Raw genomic sequence first — 20,974 nt, 5'->3', positions numbered from 1 at the left:
GCATGAAGCTGTTTAATTTCAGAAATTTCATCTTTGGCAACCTGCTGGCGCTGGCTGCGGGCTTTTCCGTCGGCGCGCAGGCCGACGATTCCGCCCAGCTGATCAAGCAGGGCGAATATCTCTCCCGTCTTGGCGACTGCATGGCCTGTCACTCGCTGCCGGGCAAGCCCGCTTATTCCGGCGGCCTGGCGATCGAATCGAATCTGGGCACCATCTATTCAACCAACATCACGCCTGATAAGCAGTACGGTATCGGCAACTATAGCGAACAGCAGTTTTCCGATGCCGTGCGCAAAGGGATCCTGCCGGATGGGTCACGCCTCTACCCGGCGATGCCTTATCCCGACTATGCAAAAATCAGCGATGCGGATATGCATGCGCTTTACCTCTACTTTATGCAGGGAGTGAAGCCCGCCGCCGCCGCCGCCGCCGCGCCAGAAACGAAGCTGAGTTTTCCTTTTAACCAGCGTTGGGGCATGCGTTTCTGGAACTGGGCCTTTACCTCTGATAAGCCGTTCCAGCCGATTGGCGGCGCGTCAGCGGAGATCAACCGTGGCGCCTACATTGTAGAGAGCCTGGGCCACTGCGGCAGCTGTCATACGCCACGTCGTATCACCATGAATGAAAAATCGCTCGACAGCAGCGAGGAAACCTTTCTGGCGGGTGGCGACCTGAACGGCTGGGCGGTACCTTCATTACGTGGCATGCCGCGCTGGAGCGAGCAGGAAATCGTCGATTACCTGCAAACCGGCCGCAATGATAAAGCGTCGGTGGGCGGTGAGATGACTTCGGTAGTGGAGCACAGCTCTTCACATATGAGCGATGCCGATTTAAAAGCGATTGCCGCTTATCTGAAGTTCCTCGGCGGCAACCCGAGCCTGCATAACGTCAATCCGCAGGCAGTGGAGAACACCGCCGCGAAACTTACCGCCGCGAAAAATCTGACGGAAGGCGAGCGTCTGTACCTGGATAACTGCAACGCCTGCCATTTTGTCAACGGCAAAGGCGCGCCTGGCGTCTTCCCGGAGCTGGATCAAGCCTCGATTGTCAACGCTGAAAGCCCGGTGGGATTGATTCATACCATTCTTGCTGGCGCACAGCAGCCATCAACGGCTAAAGCGCCGTCAATGCTGGCGATGCCTGGCTTTGCTGCCCGTTTGAGCGATGAAGAAGTGGCGAAGCTGGCTACCTTTATCCGTCAGGGCTGGAGCAACAACGCCCCGGCGGTGACCAGCGAGCAGGTGAAGGACGTGCGAGCAAGCCTGAAGCACGCCGAGTAACCGTTAAGCCGCCTAAAGGCCGGATCTCCGGCCTTTTTTATACCTTCGATCCCGAATTATCGTCCGCCAACGCCTTAGCGGCGCACACCAGCGACAGATGACTCAGCCCCTGCGGCATATTGCCCATCCAGCTTTGGGTGCGCGTATCGAACATCTCATTGAAAATCTCGATATTGCCGCGCTGGCACAGCTGCTCAAGGATCTCATCCATGGTGCGCTGCGCCTCTTCCCGCTTGCCCAGCTGCGCCAGCGCCTCGACCAGCCAGAACCCACAGGCGACAAAGGTGGCTTCCTCTTTCTCTACTTCAGAATAGCGATAAAGCATCACCCCGCCGTGCCCCAGCTCCTCGCGTATTTGCGTCAGGGTCGACAGCATGCGCTGCGGGTTAACCTTACTGCCGTAGTAGTGCGTGAGCGCCACCGCCGCATCCAGCCGATCGCTGCCAGCATAGAAGGTGTAGGCCTGCCGTTTTTCTGACCAGCAGTGCGTTTCAATCCAGTCGCGGATGCGATCCCGTTCGCGCTCCCAGCGGTGTACCCAGGTCGGTTCGATATGTTCATCCCGCGCCAGCTCCACCGCCTGATCGAGCGCCAGCCAGCAGGCCATTTTGGAATGGGTATAATGTTGCTCCTCCGGCAGTTCCCAAATACCGGAATCCTTTTGCCGCCAGCCGTCGGCGCAGTGATTCGCCAGCTTACCCAGCAAGCGTGACGTAGAAAGATCCAGCACGTGCCCGGCGCGAAGAAATAGCCGCGCGGTCGCCAGCATATCGCCATACATACTTAGCTGCACCTGATCGCGCGCATTATTGCCCACCCGCACCGGCTGCGTACCCTGATAGCCCTCCAGCGGCGGGATACGCTCTTCCGGCACCTGCCCGCCTTCCAGCGTATAGCAGGCGCGCAGGCCGCCCTCATGTCGCCGTATGGTGTTCGATAGCCAGGAAAAGGCCGCTTTACAATCCTCCAGCGAGCCAAGATACACAAACGCTTTAATAATCAGGCAGGCATCACGGATCCAGGCATAGCGATAATCATAGTTTTTATCGTTGCCAGGCTTTTCCGGCAGCGAACTGGTGGCGGCGGCGGCCAGTGCGCCGGTTGGCGAGTACCAGAGAAACTTCAGCGCCAGCGCCGAGCGCCGTACATGGTTATCGTAAGGGCCGTCCCAGCTTAACCCGTCCGCCCAGTCGCGCCAGGCGGTATGACTGGTTTCAATGCGTTCGTCGATTTTTTCCGGCGCCGGAATCGCCAACGGCTCGCGTTCGGTGGTCACTAACGCCACCAGCGTGCGTGAATCGGGCGAGGCGGTAAAGGTGGCGGTAAAGCGCTCATCGCCGCACTCGTTAATTTCTACATCATCCGTCAAACGCAGCATCGCCATCAGCTCGCCAACGTGATAAACCGGATGACCGTTCATGCGCTTTTGCCAGGGCGAACAGGTTTCGGCGCGCGTGCCGGGCTGGAAAATCACCTGCATCTTGACCTCTCCGCTAATGCCTTCCACCCGTCGCGCCAGCTCATTCCACGGCAGTCGCCCAGCCAGCGTACTGTTCAGAGATTCCGTAATCAGCACCTCGCCGGTTGCCGTTTGATAGCGCGTCTCCAGCACATTGCTGTTTTCGCGATATTTACGCTGCATCTGCCATTCACCTACCGGCGCCACCTGAAAATAACCGCCCGTACCGGCGTCAAGGATGCGATCGAACAGCGGCGGCGAATCCATATTCGGCGCGCACCACCAGTCGATCGCTCCGTCGGGTGCAATCAGCGCCACGGAGCGCCCTTCGCCAATCGCGGCATAGTCGCCCAGTCCGGCATAACCTTTTTGTCTGGCGGGAGAGTGCCAGGTTATATTTTTCACAGGCGATATTTTCCTTATTCTGAATGGTGGCGCAGGTACACACAGGCGGCTTTTGCATCGTTATGGCGCCTTGCCCGCGCTACGCTGGCAGGGTCTTTAAAGCGTAGTACACCGGTGATCGTTGTCACACTCCGCTCAAACGTTTTGCCTTAGGTAACTCAAAATAGGTAGCATAAGACGGCAGCAAGAAGGATTGACTATCATCTCATCAATGGAGATTCCGCATGAAAGCAGCCGTTGTAACGAAAGATCACCGCGTAGCCGTAGTGGAAAAAACGTTGCGGGCCCTGGAACATGGCGAAGCTCGTCTGAAAATGGAATGCTGTGGCGTTTGTCATACCGACCTGCACGTGAAGAATGGAGATTTCGGCGATACCACCGGTATTACGCTGGGCCATGAAGGGATCGGAATCGTGGAAGAAGTCGGGCCGGGCGTGACCTCGCTTAAGCCGGGCGACCGCGCCAGCGTTGCCTGGTTTTATCAGGGCTGCGGCCATTGCGAATACTGCAACAGCGGCAATGAGACGCTCTGCCGCGCTGTGAAAAACGCCGGCTATAGCGTGGATGGCGGCATGGCGGAAGCGTGTATTGTGGTCGCTGACTACGCCGTTAAAGTACCGGATGGCCTTGATCCTGCCGCCGCCAGCAGCGTGACTTGCGCAGGCGTTACCACCTATAAAGCGGTGAAAGTTTCCGGTATCCGTCCGGGCAAATGGATCGCTATTTACGGCCTCGGCGGCCTGGGTAATCTGGCACTGCAGTACGCGAAAAACGTCTTTAACGCCAAAGTAATCGCCGTGGATATCAATGACGATCAGCTCGCTTTCGCCAGCGAGATGGGCGCGGATATGGTGATTAACTCACGTAATGAAGATGCAGCGAAAGTGATTCAGGAGCGCACGGGCGGCGCACATGCGGCGGTAGTCACCGCCGTGGCTAAATCGGCGTTTAACTCTGCGGTGGATGCGATGCGCGCCGGCGGCCGCATTGTCGCCGTTGGCCTGCCGCCGGAGTCAATGAGCCTTAATATTCCGCGTCTGGTGCTGGATGGCATCGAGGTGGTCGGCTCGCTGGTAGGCACGCGTGAAGATCTGGCGGAAGCCTTTCAGTTTGCCGCCGAAGGCAAGGTGGTGCCGAAAGTGCAGCGACGTCAGATCGAGGAGATCAACGAGATCCTGCAAGAAATGGAAGAAGGCAAGATCCGTGGCCGGATGGTGATTGATTTCACTCACCAGTAAGCGTCCGGTCCGGCGCGCCTGCGCCGGACCGTTTAAATCATTTCCGTTACCAGCGGCCTGCGACGATGCTGATAGCGCTGGCGCGGCGATTGCAGCCAGCTCACATAGGCTTGATCCCAGATAGCCGCTGGCGTTCCCGCTTTCCCCAGGCCAAAGCCGTGGCCGCCCTGGCTGATCTGCACCCATTCCACCGGCACGCCCACGCGCCGACAGGCATCGCGCATAATCGTTGAGTTTTGCGGCGGCGAGACACGATCATCCTCTGCCTGCGCCAGAAAGGTGGGCGGATAAGCGGCGGTAACATAATTCTCTATCGACCACTCCGCCTCTTCCTGCGGCGTGGCGTGCTTGCCGGTCAGAATGCGATGCGTGGTGGTGTGGTTATAGGGCGCCTCCAACGTAATCACCGGATAGATCAGCCCTATGCTATCAATCACCGCCGCGCTGGCATCCAGCTCATCCTGCGGACGGTAGCTGGCGAACCCGGGTCGGGCCGCCGCCATGCCCAACAGATGCGCGCCGGCGGAGAAGCCCAGCGCATGCACCCGCCCTTCCATCGCCCGCACCAGCCGAATCGCCCGCTGCGCATCCTGCAAGGCCGCCAGCGGGCCGGCATGCCATTTTTCGCCCGGCAGCCGATAACTCAACACATAGGTGGTATAGCCAAAGCCGTTCAGCCAGCGGGCCACCGGCCAGGCTTCGCGCCCCATGCCGATCCAGTTATAGCCGCCGCCCGCGGCGATCAACACCGCTTCGCCGTTGGGCGTTTCGGGTTGAAAACGCTGAATGGATGGCGAGACAATATTGGACCAGGATCCGGACTTATTAATATGCAACGCGCCCGAAGGACCGCCGCCGCCCGGCGGCGCGTCAGGCCACAACGGGATAACATTCTGTCTGGCGAACAAATTACCGGTCTTTATCGAAAACAAACTGGCACCGGCTCCCAGAAGAAAACGCCGACGACTTATCATGCTTTACTTCCGTCAATCTCAAACGTAAAACGCGCTAACGATAAGGCAACGGACGGCCCGCTCCGTTATAAAAACGGCGCGCGAAGAAAAGCCGGAGTTTGCCCATTAGACCGACGCCGAACAGCGTCGCAAAAGAGAGTGTAGCGCGAAAAACGTGATCGCCGTCAGCCTTATTTAACGTTATACGATTGATTTCTTTACTCCCGTTGCGCCTGTTCCTGCCGCTGTTTTTCCTCCTCCGCTTTACGTTTCTGCCAGGCCTGGCGACGATTAAGCAATGGGGTCACCGTGATGCCATGGATCACCACACTGGCGACCACCAGCGTCAGCGCCATATCCACCATCGCATCGGCCTGTGGACCGGACATGCCGTGTACCCAGGCGTAAGCGATATAGTTAATACTGCCGATCCCGCGAATTCCCAGCCAGCCAATCAGCAGGCGCCGCGCTAACGGGATGCCGGTGCCGATAGTCGCTATCCATACTGCCAGCGGGCGAATAACCAGAAACAGAATCGCCGCCAGTAGCAGACCGGTACTGTTCCAGTGCAGCGCCAGCGTGACGCCCAGCACCACCACCATCGCCGCCGCCAGCAGGCGTTCGACCGTATCGCCAAATGAGAGCGCATCGCCCACCACCAGCCCGACCGTGTGCGCCGGCGTGTAGTCCTGTTCCAGTCTGTGCCGCTTGTTAGGATTAACCAGCACTTCCGCCGGCGGGATACGTTCGTTTTCCGGCAGTTGCTCCGGTGGGAAAGTGCGCACTACGGCGATTTCAGCCCGACGCAGCCCGACGCCCGCCGCAAAGGCCGCCAGAAAGCCGGAAGCTTCCACATACTGCGCCGAGGCGTAGGTAATGGCGATCAGCGCCAGCGTCAGAAAATCATTCGGCGCAGTATCATTTTTCACGCTGCGCAGCCGGGTCGCCACTACGCCAATCACGCGGCCAAAAGTGTAGCCAATCAGCGTGCCCATGCCGATCGCCCACAGCACATCTTTTGCCAGCCAATGGCCAAACAGATCGGCGGAAAGCGGCGTAGTGTGATGAAACAGCATCAGCGCCAGCATCAGCAGCGGCAACGCCGAGCCGTCGTTGAGTCCCGCCTCGCTGGAGAGCGCGACGCGCAATTCATCCTCATCGCCCGCATGGCTGACGGAGATCAGACTGGCCAGCACCGGGTCCGTCGGCGCGACAATGGCCGCAAACGCCAGCGACAATGGCCAGGAGAAGCCGGTAATCAGATGGATCACCAGCATCATGCCCAATACCGTTAATAGCATGGCGGGAAACGCCAGCAGGATGCCATCGCGCCAGTTGGCGAACCGTTGCGGCAGGCGCAGCTTCAGGCCGGTAATAAACAGCGAGGCGGCCATGATGATTTCAGTAATATGCGCCGTCAGATCGGGATGGCTTAACAGATCAAGTGAGACAAAATTGAGTACCCAGGGACCAAACAGAACGCCAATCAGCAGAAACAGGCCGAAAGAGGTCACCGGGCCACGGTGAATCCAACCCGATGCTAAAGACATAATTAATAGTAACCCGCCGCTGGTGGCGGTCCAGGCAAGGAAATCCATACTACTCCCGTGATAGTTACTCGCTGAATGAATTAAGCCTGGCATATAACCGTGGCTGATGCGGGGAAATGCTTTTTGCCTGATAACAAACAGGCGAAAAATTCAGCTAAAGCGGGAGGGGAGTGATGACAGACAGGACAAAGGCGCGGAGAGCAAAAAGCCATGCCGCCCGGCATGGCTTCCGTAAAACCCTAAACAGCGTCAGCGGAACATCAAAATCACGCTTTTTTCTTATCCTGACGCGTAATGTAATCCAGCCAGCCCATTAAAAAGGCCGAGAAAACAAAGGTCAGATGAATCAGTACGTACCACATCAGCTTATCGTTGGCGACATGGCGCGCTTCCATAAACACCCGCAGCAGATGAATAGAGGAGATCGCCACGATGGATGCCGCCACCTTGTTTTTCAGCGAGCCTGAATCCATTTTTCCCAGCCAGCTCAGCTTCTCTTTATGTTCATCAATATCAAGCTTAGACACAAAGTTTTCATAGCCGGAAAGCATCACCATCACCAACAGGCCGCCAACCAGCGTCATATCCACCAGCGATAGCAGCAGCAGGATCAAATCGTTTTCTGCAATATCCAGGATGTTGGGCAGCAGATGGAGTATTTCCTGAAAAAACTTAATTGTCAGCGCCAGCAGACCCAGCGACAGGCCAATATAAACCGGTGCCAGCAGCCAGCGCGATGCATACATCAGGTTTTCGGTGAAACGTTCCATACAGTCCAGTCAGTTGATTAACAAGATCTCCATTATACCCGTCATACTTCAAGTTGCATGCGCGTTGACTTTCCTCGTTCATCCCGGCTATTTACTGGCGCAGGTTCGCAGCGACTCACACTATTACCGCTGGCTGCAACGCAAATCAGGCCATACCCGAAATGTGATTAGGTTATTGCAGCGCTTCATGTACGCTTTCCGGTAACGGCGGCGGCGCGGTCTGCGGCAGGTTAATCAAAAAGCTGACGCCGCCCTGCGGCCGTGGCTGAGCGCCGATCTCGCCGTGATGCATCTCAATAATCGCCTTACAGATCGCCAGTCCCAGACCGACGCCCGGCACCGCAGACTCTTTATCACCGCGGGAGAACTTATCAAAAATTTTCTCTTCCAGCCCGGCGGGAATGCCTGGCCCGCTATCCCAGACTTCAATCTCCAGCCTTCCGCCCTGCTCGGTGGCGCGAATGCCGCGCGGCGTTTGCGGACCGGCATATTTCACGCTGTTCTCCAGCAAATTAATAAACACCCGCTCCAGCAGCGTGCTGTCGCCATGCAGCCATACCAGCCGCTCCGGCAGCGCCAGCTGCACGTTGTCATGCGGCAACAGGCTTGAAAGCTGGGTTAAGGCGCTGCCGACAATCTCTTCCAGCGACAGCCACTCCTGTTGTAAATTCAATCCACCCGACTGGATACGCGCCATATCCAGCATATTGCTCACCAGCCGAATGGTGCTGAGGGTCTGTTCGCGGATCTGGCTGGCCTGCGGCGCAAATTTTGAATCTTCGCCGGCGAGATCGAGCATCAACATTTCCGCCTGACCGAACAACACGGTGAGCGGCGTACGCAGATCGTGCGACAGCGCCGACAGCAGCGCATTGCGCAGCTGCTCCCGCTCGGCCGCCAGGCGGGAAGCCGCCTCGCTACGCGTCAGGGCGACACGCTCCAGCGCGTTCGCCAGCAGCACGCAATAGGTTTCCAGCAGCCGTTGTTGTTCCGGGATCATCAGCTGACGCAGGTTGTCTGGTTCAATCACCAGCAGCCCCCAGCTTTTATCATGGGTTTTTAACGCCAGCATCTGCCATGGCATTGCGGGCAACGTATCGGTGCCCGCGCCGGCCGGCTGACCTTTGCTGAAACTCCAGCGGGCGATCGCGCCGTCGGGCGGCAGCGTCAGGCTACTGTCGCCGACAATGGTTAACTCGCCGTTCTCATCCGGCAACAGCAGTGCGCTACGCGCCTGCAACGTCGCCTGCAAGCTACGCTGACCCGCAGCGGCAATATCTTCGTAGCGCAGCGCGCTGCTCAGCGAGCGGGCCATTTCATACAAATAGCGCGCCCGCTGTTCACGATAGCGCGCCACACGCGCCTGATAGCGCACGCCAGCCGTCAGGTTGCCGACGATCACCCCCACCGCCAGCATCACCGCGAAGGTTACCAGATACTGTAAATCGGAGACCGCCACCGTGCCGGTGGGCGCCACAAAAAACAGGTCGAAGGCGATGATATTCATTACCGTCGCCGCTACCGACGGCCAGCGCCCGTAGCGCAGCGCGATAATCACCACGCCCAGCAAATAGATCATCACGCCGTTGGCGGTGTCAAAACCGGTCAGCCAGTATTGCCCGATGGCGGTAATCAGGGCGCACAGCAGCAGCGCGGCCAGCGTGCCGCGCAGTTGGGTAGCCCACTTTTCGCCAACGCCGCGCGCGTCATTGCGTACGTCCGGCGCGTCGCGCGTCGCCTCTTCCCGCGCGACCACCACCAGATCCAGCTCCGGCCCCAGCTGGCCCAGACGATCGGCGAAGCTGTCGCGCCGCCAGCGGCGCGTGGGCCGACGGCCGATAACGATTTTGCCAAGGTTGTGCGCGCGCGCGTAACGCAGCACCGCCTGCGCCTCATCGCTTTCCGCCAGCGTGGCGGTTTCCGCGCCCAGCTCCTGCGCCAGCCGCAGCGTACGCAGAATTGCACGCCGCCGCGCCTCCGGCAGCCGATAGAGCCGGGGCGTTTCGACATATACCGCATGCCAGACGCTGCCCAGCCGCGACGCCAGCCGGGCAGCGGTGCGCACCAGTTTTTCACTGCCGGTGTGATCGCCAATGCAGAGCAGGATAGCGTCGCGGGTATGCCACACTTTTTCCCGCCCCTGCACGTCGCGCCAGGCGCGCATCTGTTCATCTACCCGATCGGCGGTGCGCCGCAGCGCCAACTCGCGCAGGGCAAATAAATTTCCTTTGCGGAAGAAATTCTCGATCGCCCGCTCCGCCCGATCGCCAACGTAAACTTTGCCCTCTTTCAGGCGCTGACGCAGATCGTCCGGCGGCAAATCCACCAGCACGACTTCATCCGCCTTATCAAAAAAGGGATCGGACACCGTCTCGCGCACCTGGATGCCGGTGATGCCGCCCACCACATCGTTCAGGCTTTCCAGATGCTGAACGTTAACCGTGGTCATGACATCAATGCCTGCCTCAAGCAGTTCATCAATGTCCTGCCAGCGTTTCGGATGGCGCGAGCCGGCCACGTTGCTGTGCGCCAGCTCATCCATAAGTATCACCGCCGGCTGCCGCGCTAGCGCCGCATCCAGGTCGAACTCCTCATAGCGCGAGCGACCGGTTGCCCGGCGTGGCAGCACCATTAATCCCTCCAGCAGGCGCGCGGTCTCTTCCCGTCCGTGCGTTTCCACAATGCCGACCAGCACATCCAGCCCCTGAGCGCGCAGCCGCCGCGCCTCCTGCAGCATGGCAAAGGTTTTACCGACGCCCGCGCAGGCGCCGAAGTAAATTTTTAGCTTGCCGCGATGGCTGCCATGCAACAACAGCGCATCAGGATCGGGGCGGGCTAACTCGTCGTTCATGCCTCTCCTTGAAAAAATATGAGGTTAATTACCGCTTGCCTGCGTCGGACCGAAGACAGCGCTATTTATCGTTAGCGAACGGAAGCCAACGCATCCAGGGCCATGTTTAGTTTCACCACATTCACTCCGGGTTCGCCAAGAAATTTCAGCAGCGGCGATCGGTATTTTCATCGATCAGCTGCCGTACGGTGCTGAGCGGCAGCTGACGCGCCGCCGCCACGCGCGCCGCCTGCCATTCCGCCGCCGCTGGTGAAATCTGCGGATCCAGCCCGCTGGCGGAAGCGGTGACTAAATCGACCGGCACCGTCCGGCTGGCCTGCGGGTTAGCGGCGCGCAGCATCGCTACCCGCTCGCGCACCGCCTGATCCAGCGCCGGGTTATTCGCCGCCAGGTTGCTGCCCGATGAAGCCGCGCCGTTATAAGGTGTTTCCGCCGTGGCGGAAGGGCGTCCCCAAAAATAGTCGGGCCGGGTAAAGGTTTGGCCAATCAGCGCCGAGCCGCGCGCGCCGTTCGCCTCCGGCAGCAGCGAGCCGTTAGCCTGCGCGGGAAACAGCCACTGCGCCAGCTGCGTGGTAACCAGTGGATACACGCCGCCGGTTAACAGCGTCAGCAAAATCAACAGCGTCAGAGCAGGACGTAAAATGGACATATTCTTCTCCTCAGGCCCAGCCCAGCAGGGTGAGCACAATATCAATCAGCTTGATGCCGGCGAAAGGTACCAGCAGTCCGCCTACGCCATACAGCCACAGGTTACGGCGCAGCAGCGCCGCCGCGCTCAGCGGACGATAGCTCACGCCCTTCAACGCCAGCGGAATGAGAAATACAATCACCAGCGCGTTAAAAATTACCGCTGACAAAATGGCGGAGCTGGGCGAATGCAGATGCATCACATTAAGCTGGTTAAGCTGCGGATACGTGGCGGCGAAAGCCGCCGGAATAATGGCGAAATATTTCGCCACATCGTTGGCGATGCTGAAGGTGGTCAGCGAGCCGCGCGTCATCAACATTTGCTTGCCGATATGCACTACTTCCAGCAGCTTGGTGGGGTTAGAGTCGAGATCGACCATATTGCCCGCCTCTTTCGCTGCCTGGGTACCGGAGTTCATCGCTACCGCCACATCCGCCTGCGCCAGTGCCGGCGCATCGTTAGTGCCGTCGCCGGTCATCGCCACCAGCCGCCCTTCCGCCTGATACTGGCGGATCAGCGCCAGTTTGGCCTCCGGCGTCGCTTCCGAGAGAAAGTCGTCCACGCCCGCTTCGGCGGCGATCGCCGCTGCCGTTAATGGGTTATCACCCGTGATCATCACGGTTTTAATGCCCATTTTGCGCAGTTCGGCAAAGCGTTCGCGAATACCGCCCTTCACAATATCTTTCAGCGCAACAACACCTAATACCTGCTCATTTTCCGCCACCACCAACGGCGTGCCGCCGGTACGCGCGACCTCTTCAACCAACGATGCTACCTGCTGCGGAAACACGCCATGGTTAGCGGCAATATGTTTGCGCACCGCGTCCACCGCCCCTTTGCGAATGCTACGTCCCTGCACGTTAACGCCGCTCATGCGCGTTTGCGCCGAGAAGGGAATAAAGGTGGCGTCCATGCTTTGCAGATCGCGCTCGCGCAGATTGAATTTCTGCTTCGCCAGCACCACGATGCTGCGTCCTTCCGGCGTCTCATCCGCCAGTGAAGCGAGCTGAGCCGCATCCGCCAGTTGCTGTTCGCTGACGCCGGGCGCCGGCATAAAATGCGTCGCCTGACGGTTGCCCAGCGTAATAGTGCCGGTTTTATCCAGCAGCAGTACATCCACATCGCCCGCTGCTTCTACCGCCCGCCCGCTGGTGGCGATCACGTTAGCGCCCAGCATGCGGCTCATCCCCGCCACGCCGATAGCGGACAACAGGCCGCCGATAGTGGTCGGGATCAGACAGACCAGCAGCGCCACCAATACCGTGACGCTGACCGCATGGCCGCCCCACGCGGTAAATGGCCACAGCGTGGCGGTCGCCAGCAGAAAGACGATGGTCAGCGAGATCAGCAGGATGCTTAAGGCGATTTCGTTGGGCGTTTTACGCCGTTTCGCCCCTTCCACCATCGCAATCATGCGATCAAGAAAGGTTTCGCCCGGGTTAACGCTGCACTGGATCACCAGCCAGTCGGAAAGAATGCGCGTGCCGCCGGTCACCGAAGCGAAATCACCACCCGATTCGCGGATCACTGGCGCTGATTCGCCAGTGATGGCGCTTTCATCCACTGAGGCGCCGCCTTCTACCACTTCGCCGTCGCACGGCAGGATGTCGCCCGCCTCAACCAGCACCCAGTCGCCTTTGCGCAGGGTTTCCGCCGCTACCTGCTGCCAGGATTCATCATGGCGTGGCGCACTGAGCTTTTTAGCAAAGCTGGTTTTTTTCACCCCTTTAAGGCTGCTGGCCTGCGCCTTGCTGCGCCCTTCCGCCAGCGCTTCGGCAAAGTTAGCGAACAGTACGGTAAACCAGAGCCACAGCGCGATGGCGCCAGTAAAACCCGCCTCACCGGCAAGCTGCCCGCTTGCCATCATCACCGCCAGCAGCGTGGTCAGCACGCTGCCGAAATAAACCAGAAACATAACCGGATTACGAAACTGCACCCGTGGATGCAGTTTTTTGCACGCGTCGACGATCGCGACGCGCATCAGCGTCGCATCAAACAGCGCCTGTTGTTGACGACTCATTAGCTTCTCCGCCCGTTAACGCGAAATCAGTTGTAGATGTTCTGCCACCGGCCCCAATGCCAGCGCAGGAATAAAGGTCAGCGCGCCGACCAGCAGCACGGTGCCTGTCAGCAGACAGACAAACAGCGGGCCGTGAGTCGGTAACGTGCCGCTGCTGATCGGCTGGATTTTTTTCGCCGCCAGCGAACCGGCGATCGCCATAATCGGAATAATGATGCCGAAGCGGCCCACCAGCATGCAGAACGCCAACAGCAGGTTCCAGAACGGGGTGTTAGCGCTGAGTCCGGCGAAAGCGCTGCCGTTGTTGTTGGCCGCCGAGGAGACGGCATACAGCACTTCGCTAAAGCCGTGGGTGCCGGGGTTCGCCATCCCTGCGCGTCCGGCCTCGCTCATCATCGCCAGCGCGGTGCCGAGCAGCACCAGCGTCGGGGTCACCAGGATCGCCAGCGCGGTCAGCTTCATTTCACGCACATCGATTTTTTTGCCAAGGTATTCCGGCGTGCGACCGATCATCAGCCCGGCGATAAATACCGCCAGCACCACAAACAGCAGCATGCCGTACAGACCGGCGCCGACGCCGCCGAATACCACCTCGCCCAGCTGCATCAACCACATCGGGATCATGCCGCCCAGCGCGGTGAAAGAGTCATGCATGGCGTTCACCGCGCCGCACGAGGCGGCAGTGGTGATCACCGCAAACAGGCTGGAGTTGAGGATGCCGAAGCGCGTCTCTTTGCCTTCCATATTGATGGCGCTGTCCGCGCCCAGCGTCAGGAAGTGCGGATTGCCGCGCAGCTCGGCCCACATCACCACCGCGACCGCGGCGATAAACATCAGGCTCATGCTCCAGAGCAGCGCGTGTCCCTGACGGCGATCGCTGACCACTTCACCAAAGGTGAAGCAGAGCGCGGCGGGGATCAGTAAGATCGCCAGCATTTCAATCATGTTGCTGATGGCGCCGGGGTTTTCAAACGGATGGGCCGAGTTGACGTTAAAGAAGCCGCCGCCGTTGGTACCAAGCATTTTAATCGCTTCCTGCGAGGCGACCGGGCCAAGCGCCAGCGTCTGCTTTGCCCCTTCCAGGGTGTGCAGATCCACGCTGGCGTTCCACGTCTGCACTACGCCCTGACTCACCAGCAGCAGCGCGATAATCAGGCCGATCGGCAGCAGCACAAACAGCGTGATGCGCGTTAAATCGCGCCAGGCGTTGCCCAGCGTGGCCAACGATTTGTTGGCGAAGCCGCGTATCAGGGCAAACGCCACGGCAATCCCGGTGGCTGCCGACAGGAAGTTTTGTACCGTCAGTCCCGCCATCTGGCTGAAGTTGCTCATGGTGATTTCACCGGCATAGGATTGCCAGTTGGTATTGGTGACAAAGCTAACGGCGGTGTTCAACGCCAGGTGCCAGCTCAGATTCGGCAGATGCTGCGGATTAAGCGGCAACGCCTGCTGCGTCATCAGAATAATAAACAGCAGCAGTAGCCCCGCCGCGTTAAACAACAAAATCGCCAGCAGATAGTGCAGCCAGCCCATGCTCTTTTTATCGACGCCGCTCAGTCGCCATATTGCGCTTTCCAGCGTCGGCAGCAGCGGCCTGTCGCGTACCATGCCCGCCATGACCTTGCCCAACGGATTTGCCAGCAGCAATAAAATCACCAGATAGCTGGCTAACAGTAAAAATGCGGAGGCAATCATCAGAAAGCCTCCGCATTGATCAGGGCATATATTAAATACCCCAGCAGTAAAAACAGCAGCACGATACCGGCCACAATTCCAATACTCACAGCCACCTCCACGGCGCATTTCAGTTAGCCGCAAGGATAAAAAAAGGGGTATAAAATTAGCGTTAAATTACCGGGCCGGGGTGTAAAAAAAGTATAAAAACGGCGGAAAAACAGGCGGATTCTGGCGGGCCGCTGTTTAACGATAATAAGGTCGTTGCCTATGGTTGTAGGGCATGATGTTCCTGCCACCTTTTTAATCATACTGCCCCTGTCCATACATTTACGGCTCTTAGCCGACTAATGCACAGGATTTGCCAGAAGTTGCATGCAGGCGTATATTTGAGCGATGAAATAAAGACCACTCAGCAACCGGTGATAAATCATGTCAGCTCAAGACGATAAAAAAAGACATCAGCGTGAGTATCAGCAGCGGGTTGAAGCCGTCCGAAATGGTTTGGCTCCCGGGCGCGTGCTGGACAAACGCCCTGACGGGATTGTGCCTGTCAGTGGGGGCCGCAGCCTGACCTTTTTCTAATAAAACAGGACTTCTTGTCCCGCACTGGTTAAGTGTTACAATAAGCGCATCATAACGGTGGGCTCTTTTTATGTCTTTGTATTCCATACCCCTGAAGAGCAGATCATCAAACTCAACCGTTATCTGATCGATAACGCTCATCAGCTCCCATCTCCTGTTATAACGGTAGGCGGTCAGGCCGTTATGTACTGGTACCTGAGAAATTTTCATCTTTATCCCCAACAGCCTGATCTAACAGCCATAACTTCAATCGATGTCGATTATGTAACCCGAAAGGAAGGGGTCGAAGTCATTGCGAAGATATTTAACGTGGAAGGTAGGGTTCAGGAAATTTTTAATCCCCCGTCTATCGCAGTCCTGAATCTGATCGACAAAGACACCGGCAAGGTCAAAGAAGATACACAGGGCCAGTTTCTCAACGAGCGGTTAAACGAGGCGAATGTTGTTGACATTATTGACCGACCTACAGGTTTCGAGCCAGGGGATTTTATGGGCGATAAACTCGCGCTCAATACAGAACCTTTTATGGTTATGCCTGATCGCCACGGGGCATCCATGAGTCATGAACTTGTTCGGGTACTCAACCCAGTTGCCTGCATACGCTCGCGCTTGTCTAATGCCACTGTACCGATAGGAAAAGACAAGCTGACCGAAGCTGAGCGTATTCGTGTGCTGGCCCTTCCAGCCTTCAACTTTATGCTGGAAAAGTTGCATACACTCCCTTTCCGACAGGGCAGACAGTACATAGATTATTTTGTGTCATTTATATGAGAGAGGGCATTCAGGCGCTTTCAGGCGGAACATAAAATCCCTCTCTACCTTATCGTTGAGCAACTAGTAGCCGAGCTGCAACGAAACCCGGGTGACTATGTCTCACAAGGGTTATATCTGGAGGAATTACCGCGGAAAATTGATTATTTTGCCCAAGAATATGAGCGATATCGCAAACTCATTGAGGCCAGTTAATCACCATAAATCAGGGCAATAATAGCGCCACTGGACCTGAAACCACCATCGGGCTAAGAAGTTATTCCGTTTCTCCACTATTTTGGTTGTTATCACCGTTTCTAAAATTTATAAGGTTTGCTCCCTCTTCCGGCTTTCACCCGTTCGCCTTCAGCGTCACAACGCAGCGGTAGATGTTGAGATGGTAAGTGATTTTAATTATCATTTGCTTTTCCATTTTCTTACATCTACCCATGCGCAAACTCCTTTTCCTGCTGTTACTGCTCAGCCACTCGATTTTTGCGCGGCAAATCATTGATATTACAGGCGCTACTGTTACCGTTCCCGATCGGCCGCAGCGCATTGTTGTGGGCGAAAGCCGGATGCTTTATACGCTGGCGCTGCTGCAACCCGACTATCCAGCGGCGCATATTGCCGGCTGGCCGGGCGATATGGCGAAGTATGATGCGCAAAGCTGGCAGCAATATCTGCAGCGCTTTCCGCAGATGGCGCAGATTCCCCAGCTGGGCTCCGGCAGCCTGCGCGAGCTGAACGCCGAGCGTGTGTTACAACTGCATCCCGATCTGGTGATCCTGCCAAGGCTGGCGAAAACCGGCGGTGAAGAGGCGCGTTTTCGTCAAGTCATGCAACAGGCAGGCGTACCGGTGGTCACCGTCGATTTACGCGTCGATCTGCTGCATAACACCCTTCCCAGTATAAAAATACTTGGCGAACTGCTGAACCAGCCACAGCGCGCGCAGGCGTTTAGCGCCTTTTATCAACATCATATGCAGCGCATCCAGCAACGCCTGGCGAACCGGCAAGGCCCGCGCACCACGGTGATGCTGCACCTGCATCTGGGGCGGCGCGATACCTGCTGCACGACGGCGGTAAACGGCAACCTCGGTCAGCTGGTGGCCTTTGCCGGCGGCGATAATATCGCGGCGGGTACGGTTAAAGGGGTATTCGGCGAGCTCAACCCGGAGCAGGTGCTGGCCGCCCAGCCGCAGGTCTATATCGCTACCGGTATGGCCCGCGCCGGAAGCGATGCCAGAACCGTTGCGCTGGGGCCGCTGGTGAATGCGCAGCAGGCCAGCGCAAGCTTTCAACAGGTAATGACGGCTCAGCCGCTGATCGAACAGCTGGCGGCGGTGCGCAACGGGCGCGCGGGCGCGCTGTGGCATAACTTCTATCTCAGCCCTTATCACGTCGTCGCCACCGAATGGATCGCCAAAATGCTCTATCCGCAGCTGTTCGCTGACATCAATCCGCAACACACCATGCAGCAACTTTACCAGCAGTCTTTACCGCTGGATTTTTCAGGGACCTTCTGGAGTCAATTACCTAATGAATAAAATCGCCCCTTGCCTGCTGGCCAGCCTGCTGCTGCCGCCAGCCCTGCAGGCTGAGGAAAATACGCTGTTAGTGACGCAGGAAAGTCATGATGACGCCAGCTATCAGCCGCACAGCAGCGTGACCGCCGCGCGCGCGCCGATGAAGATTATCGATACGCCGCAAAACGTGACGGTAGTGCCACATCAGTTTCTTGACGATCGTGCTGCGCAGGATGTGGATGAAGCGCTGAGCTTTGTCAGCGGCATGACTCAGTCCAACACGCTGGGCGGCACGCAGGATGCTATTATCAAACGCGGCTTTGGCGATAACCGTGACGGCTCGATTCTGCGCGACGGCGTGCGCTCGATTCAGGCGCGCAACTTCACGCCCACCAGCGAGCGGGTAGAAGTGCTAAAAGGGCCCTCCTCCATGCTGTACGGCATGAATGAACCCGGCGGCCTGATTAATGTCATCAGCAAAAAGCCGCAGCTAACGCCGCAGGTGCATCTGGAAGGACGCAGCAGCAGCTTTGGCGGCGGCGGCGGTCAGTTGGATGTTACCGGGCCGCTGGGCACCACCGGCTTCGCTGGCCGCATGATTATCGACCATGATGAAACCGATTACTGGCGCAACTTTGGCCGCAACCGCCAGACGGTGATTGCCCCCTCGCTGATGTGGTATGGCGAAAACACCACCGTGCGCGTTGCGTGGGAGCATATGGAGTATCTGACGCCGTTCGATCGCGGTACGGTTATCGATCCGCGCAGCGGTAAGCCGGTCGATACGCCGCGCGAACGCCGTTTTGATGAAAGCTATAACGCCACGCGCGGCGATCAGGACACGCTGAGTTTTCAGCTGGAGCAAACGCTAAGCGATCGCTGGCGTTCGCAGCTGACTTACGCTTTTAGCCGCAATCGCTACAGCGATAATCAGGCGCGGGCCACCGCCTTTAACGCCGAGACCGGCATTCTGACGCGTCAGGCGGATGCTACCGCCGCCGCAGAAAGCCGTTCGCAAATGGTGCAGCTGACCTTTAACGGCGACGTTGACTGGGGCCAGGTCAATCATCAGCTGCTGTTCGGTTTTGATTACGAAGCGGATCGTACTTTCCGCGGCGATATGATCCGCGGCACGAAAGATAGTGCATTCAATATCTACGATCCGGTTTACGGCGTGATGCCTGCTTCCACCACGGTGAGCGCCAAAGACAGCGATCAGCGGGAAAACGTAGATAGCCGTGGCTGGTTTATACAGGATGCGATGCGCCTGAACGATAACTGGCTGTTACTGGGCGGGCTGCGCTACGACAGTTTCGATGTGATGTCCGGCAAAGGTCGTCCGTTTAAAACCAATACCGAAGCGTCAGATAGCCGTCTGGTGCCGCGCGCCGGGGTGGTTTACAACATCAACAGCTGGTCGAGCCTTTACGCCAGCTATACCGAATCGTTTAAGCCGAATACCTCGATCGCCACGCAAATTGGCGCGCTGCCGCCGGAGCTCGGCAAAGCGTATGAAGTGGGCGCGAAGATCGATCTACCGGGCCGGGTTACCGGCACCCTGGCGTTGTTCGATATTCACAAGCGCAACGTGATGGTCAGCGAGCTGGTTGATGGCGAAACCGTCACCCGCACGGCGGGCAAGGTGCGTTCACAGGGCGTTGAGCTGGATATCGCGGGCCAGCTGACCGACAGCCTGAGCCTGATCGGCAGCTATGCCTGGACCGACGCGCGCGTTACCTCCGATCCGGAGAATAACGGCAACGAGCTGGCCAATGTCGCCCGTCATACCGCCGCGCTGTTTCTGACTAACGATTTTGGCCAGACCGGACTGTTGCCGGCGGACGATCTACGGGCAGGGATCGGCGCGCGCTACGTTGGGCGACGTGCTGGCGACGCCGCCAACAGTTTTTATCTGGATGATTACACTGTCGCCGATGCCTTTGTCGCCTGGAGTACGCCAATTGATAGCTACAAAGTGAAGTGGCAGGTCAACGTAAAAAATCTGTTTGATACCACCTGGTATCCTTCCAGCGGCAATAACCTGCGCGTGGCGGTGGGCGAACCCCGTGAAATCGTGCTCAAGGCCAGCGTTGACTTCTGATAGCTGAATAAAGGGCGCAGTATGGCGCCCTTTTTTGCCGTTTCGCTGTCTGATTCAGACAGATCCCGCCCCAAAGTCGCAATCCCTTCCTACACTTATGGGCAAAAAGGAGGAAAGTGATGTTAAAGCTGATTCGTTCATTATTCACCAGCCCGGAAAAACTACTGCAGGTTATGTCTCAGGACGATGTCCAGGATTCGATTGAAGATGGCGATCGCATCGTCATCGATGAAAATGGCAGCGCGATGGTCAATATTCACAGCAAGGAGGTGCAGAAAGATTTTGCCCGCCACGTCGCAGCATTAAAGAGGGCATAAGATGGGAACCGCGATATTTATGGTGCTGATGGTTTGTGGCTACTGGTACAGCAGTCGCGATCTCTCTACCCGCTTCAAATTTAAGCGTACTTTTGGCTGGGACGTTTACTTCCTGGTCGCACTTTATGGCTGTATTTTCGTTATCCAGGGTGTCATTGCTACTGCGATTATCTGGCTGCTGCTGCTGGCCATCTCTGCGGTGATGAATGAACTGCCGCAATATTTCGGCCCCGGGCACCACCACTACCATATCGAATTTATGAACTGGAGCTTTCTTGGCATCCAGGCGCCGGTGGTCATTATGCTGACCTTTGCCGTGCTGTTTTGTCTCTATCGCTCTAACTGGGCGGGCAGCGCGCGGCTTGATGGCCGCGGCCGTCGTGAACTCTATAATTCGCTAACCCGGACCAACGGCGTGGAGCATCTGCTTTATCAATGTATGGAAGGCGGCGAACTGGCGTGGATTACCCTGACTTCTCATCGCATCTATATCGGTATGATTATGTCTTCCTCGTTCGACAGCGTTGATGCCAATAACGTGGTGGTGATCCCGATGCTCAGCGGCTACCGCGACAGTAAAACGTTGGATCTGGTGGTGGAGCATAACTACAGCGCCTGGTATGCCAAACATGATATTGGCCTGACGACCGAACCGCAGTCGGCGCTCGATTTTCGTAAGGTGATACTGCTCGATCAAATTGAAAGCCTGTCACTGTTCGATCCCGCCAGCGCGCTGGCGCTGAATATGCGTGAAGATAGCGACTAAGCCGAATATGCTAAGGTGAAGTATCACTCCTGGGCAGC

Annotated in this window: 16 protein-coding genes and 1 pseudogene; 7 read left to right on the top strand and 10 right to left on the bottom strand. The window is 57.6% G+C overall.

The window, feature by feature from the left end; all coding sequences use genetic code 11:
* Positions 1-2 precede the first annotated feature (2 nt).
* Positions 3-1,280: a c-type cytochrome gene (locus K6958_RS01005; protein ID WP_249892947.1), complete on the top strand. Its 1,278-nt coding sequence runs from the start codon at positions 3-5 to the stop codon at positions 1,278-1,280.
* Between the two features lie 37 nt (positions 1,281-1,317).
* On the opposite strand, the gene K6958_RS01000 is transcribed toward K6958_RS01005, so the two are convergent.
* Positions 1,318-3,144 (bottom strand): glycoside hydrolase family 15 protein, encoded by a 1,827-nt coding sequence (locus tag K6958_RS01000; RefSeq protein ID WP_249892946.1) that lies wholly within the window; start codon positions 3,142-3,144, stop codon positions 1,318-1,320.
* 224 nt (positions 3,145-3,368) lie between these two features.
* Between K6958_RS01000 and adhP the strand changes: the two genes are divergently transcribed.
* Complete coding sequence (adhP, locus tag K6958_RS00995; RefSeq protein ID WP_249892945.1) at positions 3,369-4,382, top strand: alcohol dehydrogenase AdhP; 1,014 nt, start codon at positions 3,369-3,371, stop codon at positions 4,380-4,382.
* A 32-nt stretch (positions 4,383-4,414) separates the two neighbouring features.
* Here the strand turns inward: adhP and K6958_RS00990 are convergent, their stop codons facing one another.
* The 9 genes and pseudogenes from K6958_RS00990 to K6958_RS00950 all read right to left on the bottom strand — a co-directional run bounded on the left by K6958_RS00990 (position 4,415) and on the right by K6958_RS00950 (position 15,614).
* A complete protein-coding gene (locus K6958_RS00990; RefSeq protein ID WP_249892944.1) occupies positions 4,415-5,356 on the bottom strand; it encodes an alpha/beta hydrolase in 942 nt (313 codons plus the stop codon).
* A gap of 197 nt (positions 5,357-5,553) precedes the next feature.
* On the bottom strand, positions 5,554-6,933 hold the full coding sequence (locus K6958_RS00985) for a cation:proton antiporter (protein ID WP_249892943.1): 1,380 nt from the start codon (positions 6,931-6,933) through the stop codon (positions 5,554-5,556).
* A gap of 218 nt (positions 6,934-7,151) precedes the next feature.
* Positions 7,152-7,655 (bottom strand): TIGR00645 family protein, encoded by a 504-nt coding sequence (locus tag K6958_RS00980; protein WP_249892942.1) that lies wholly within the window; start codon positions 7,653-7,655, stop codon positions 7,152-7,154.
* 172 nt (positions 7,656-7,827) lie between these two features.
* The gene (kdpD, locus tag K6958_RS00975) at positions 7,828-10,506 is read right to left on the bottom strand and encodes a two-component system sensor histidine kinase KdpD (RefSeq protein ID WP_249892941.1); all 2,679 of its coding nucleotides are present in this window, start codon (positions 10,504-10,506) and stop codon (positions 7,828-7,830) included.
* A 71-nt stretch (positions 10,507-10,577) separates the two neighbouring features.
* Positions 10,578-11,155: pseudogene (gene kdpC / locus K6958_RS00970) on the bottom strand (potassium-transporting ATPase subunit KdpC).
* Positions 11,156-11,165: 10 nt separating this feature from the next.
* Complete coding sequence (gene kdpB / locus K6958_RS00965) at positions 11,166-13,214, bottom strand: potassium-transporting ATPase subunit KdpB (protein WP_249892940.1); 2,049 nt, start codon at positions 13,212-13,214, stop codon at positions 11,166-11,168.
* A gap of 15 nt (positions 13,215-13,229) precedes the next feature.
* On the bottom strand, positions 13,230-14,909 hold the full coding sequence (gene kdpA, locus K6958_RS00960) for a potassium-transporting ATPase subunit KdpA (RefSeq protein WP_249892939.1): 1,680 nt from the start codon (positions 14,907-14,909) through the stop codon (positions 13,230-13,232).
* Positions 14,909-14,998: a K(+)-transporting ATPase subunit F gene (gene kdpF, locus K6958_RS00955; protein WP_249892938.1), complete on the bottom strand. Its 90-nt coding sequence runs from the start codon at positions 14,996-14,998 to the stop codon at positions 14,909-14,911. Before kdpF ends, kdpA begins: the two co-directional genes overlap by 1 nt.
* A gap of 325 nt (positions 14,999-15,323) precedes the next feature.
* The gene (locus K6958_RS00950; protein WP_249892937.1) at positions 15,324-15,614 is read right to left on the bottom strand and encodes a hypothetical protein; all 291 of its coding nucleotides are present in this window, start codon (positions 15,612-15,614) and stop codon (positions 15,324-15,326) included.
* A 42-nt stretch (positions 15,615-15,656) separates the two neighbouring features.
* On the opposite strand from K6958_RS00950, the gene K6958_RS00945 reads away from it, so the two are divergent.
* From K6958_RS00945 to K6958_RS00925, 5 genes are all read left to right on the top strand, one after another.
* On the top strand, positions 15,657-16,244 hold the full coding sequence (locus K6958_RS00945) for a hypothetical protein (protein ID WP_249892936.1): 588 nt from the start codon (positions 15,657-15,659) through the stop codon (positions 16,242-16,244).
* 428 nt (positions 16,245-16,672) lie between these two features.
* Positions 16,673-17,773: an ABC transporter substrate-binding protein gene (locus K6958_RS00940; RefSeq protein ID WP_249892935.1), complete on the top strand. Its 1,101-nt coding sequence runs from the start codon at positions 16,673-16,675 to the stop codon at positions 17,771-17,773.
* Positions 17,766-19,853 carry a TonB-dependent siderophore receptor gene (locus K6958_RS00935; RefSeq protein ID WP_249892934.1) on the top strand — a complete coding sequence of 696 codons (2,088 nt, stop codon included), beginning with the start codon at positions 17,766-17,768 and terminating at the stop codon, positions 19,851-19,853. Before K6958_RS00940 ends, K6958_RS00935 begins: the two co-directional genes overlap by 8 nt.
* A gap of 119 nt (positions 19,854-19,972) precedes the next feature.
* Positions 19,973-20,170, top strand: coding sequence for a hypothetical protein (locus K6958_RS00930; protein ID WP_249892933.1), 198 nt, complete (start codon positions 19,973-19,975; stop codon positions 20,168-20,170).
* 1 nt (position 20,171) lies between these two features.
* Positions 20,172-20,936, top strand: coding sequence for a hypothetical protein (locus K6958_RS00925; RefSeq protein ID WP_249892932.1), 765 nt, complete (start codon positions 20,172-20,174; stop codon positions 20,934-20,936).
* Positions 20,937-20,974 lie beyond the last annotated feature (38 nt).

The sequence above is a fragment of the Mixta hanseatica genome (genome assembly GCF_023517775.1).
Lineage (GTDB): Bacteria > Pseudomonadota > Gammaproteobacteria > Enterobacterales > Enterobacteriaceae > Mixta > Mixta hanseatica.
The sequence above is the reverse complement of the archived record's forward strand: the minus strand, read 5'-3'. Positions and strand labels throughout refer to the sequence as shown.

Coding starts and splice junctions, on each gene's coding strand:
- K6958_RS00985 (WP_249892943.1), bottom strand. CDS start 6,933: ATGGATTTCCTTGCCTGGACCGCCACCAGCGGCGGGTTACTATTAATT.
- K6958_RS00935 (WP_249892934.1), top strand. CDS start 17,766: ATGAATAAAATCGCCCCTTGCCTGCTGGCCAGCCTGCTGCTGCCGCCA.
- K6958_RS01005 (WP_249892947.1), top strand. CDS start 3: ATGAAGCTGTTTAATTTCAGAAATTTCATCTTTGGCAACCTGCTGGCG.
- kdpD (WP_249892941.1), bottom strand. CDS start 10,506: ATGAACGACGAGTTAGCCCGCCCCGATCCTGATGCGCTGTTGTTGCAT.
- adhP (WP_249892945.1), top strand. CDS start 3,369: ATGAAAGCAGCCGTTGTAACGAAAGATCACCGCGTAGCCGTAGTGGAA.
- K6958_RS00990 (WP_249892944.1), bottom strand. CDS start 5,356: ATGATAAGTCGTCGGCGTTTTCTTCTGGGAGCCGGTGCCAGTTTGTTT.
- K6958_RS00945 (WP_249892936.1), top strand. CDS start 15,657: ATGTACTGGTACCTGAGAAATTTTCATCTTTATCCCCAACAGCCTGAT.
- K6958_RS00930 (WP_249892933.1), top strand. CDS start 19,973: ATGTTAAAGCTGATTCGTTCATTATTCACCAGCCCGGAAAAACTACTG.
- K6958_RS00980 (WP_249892942.1), bottom strand. CDS start 7,655: ATGGAACGTTTCACCGAAAACCTGATGTATGCATCGCGCTGGCTGCTG.
- kdpA (WP_249892939.1), bottom strand. CDS start 14,909: ATGATTGCCTCCGCATTTTTACTGTTAGCCAGCTATCTGGTGATTTTA.
- K6958_RS00925 (WP_249892932.1), top strand. CDS start 20,172: ATGGGAACCGCGATATTTATGGTGCTGATGGTTTGTGGCTACTGGTAC.
- kdpB (WP_249892940.1), bottom strand. CDS start 13,214: ATGAGTCGTCAACAACAGGCGCTGTTTGATGCGACGCTGATGCGCGTC.
- K6958_RS00940 (WP_249892935.1), top strand. CDS start 16,673: ATGCGCAAACTCCTTTTCCTGCTGTTACTGCTCAGCCACTCGATTTTT.
- K6958_RS00950 (WP_249892937.1), bottom strand. CDS start 15,614: ATGAGCGTTATCGATCAGATAACGGTTGAGTTTGATGATCTGCTCTTC.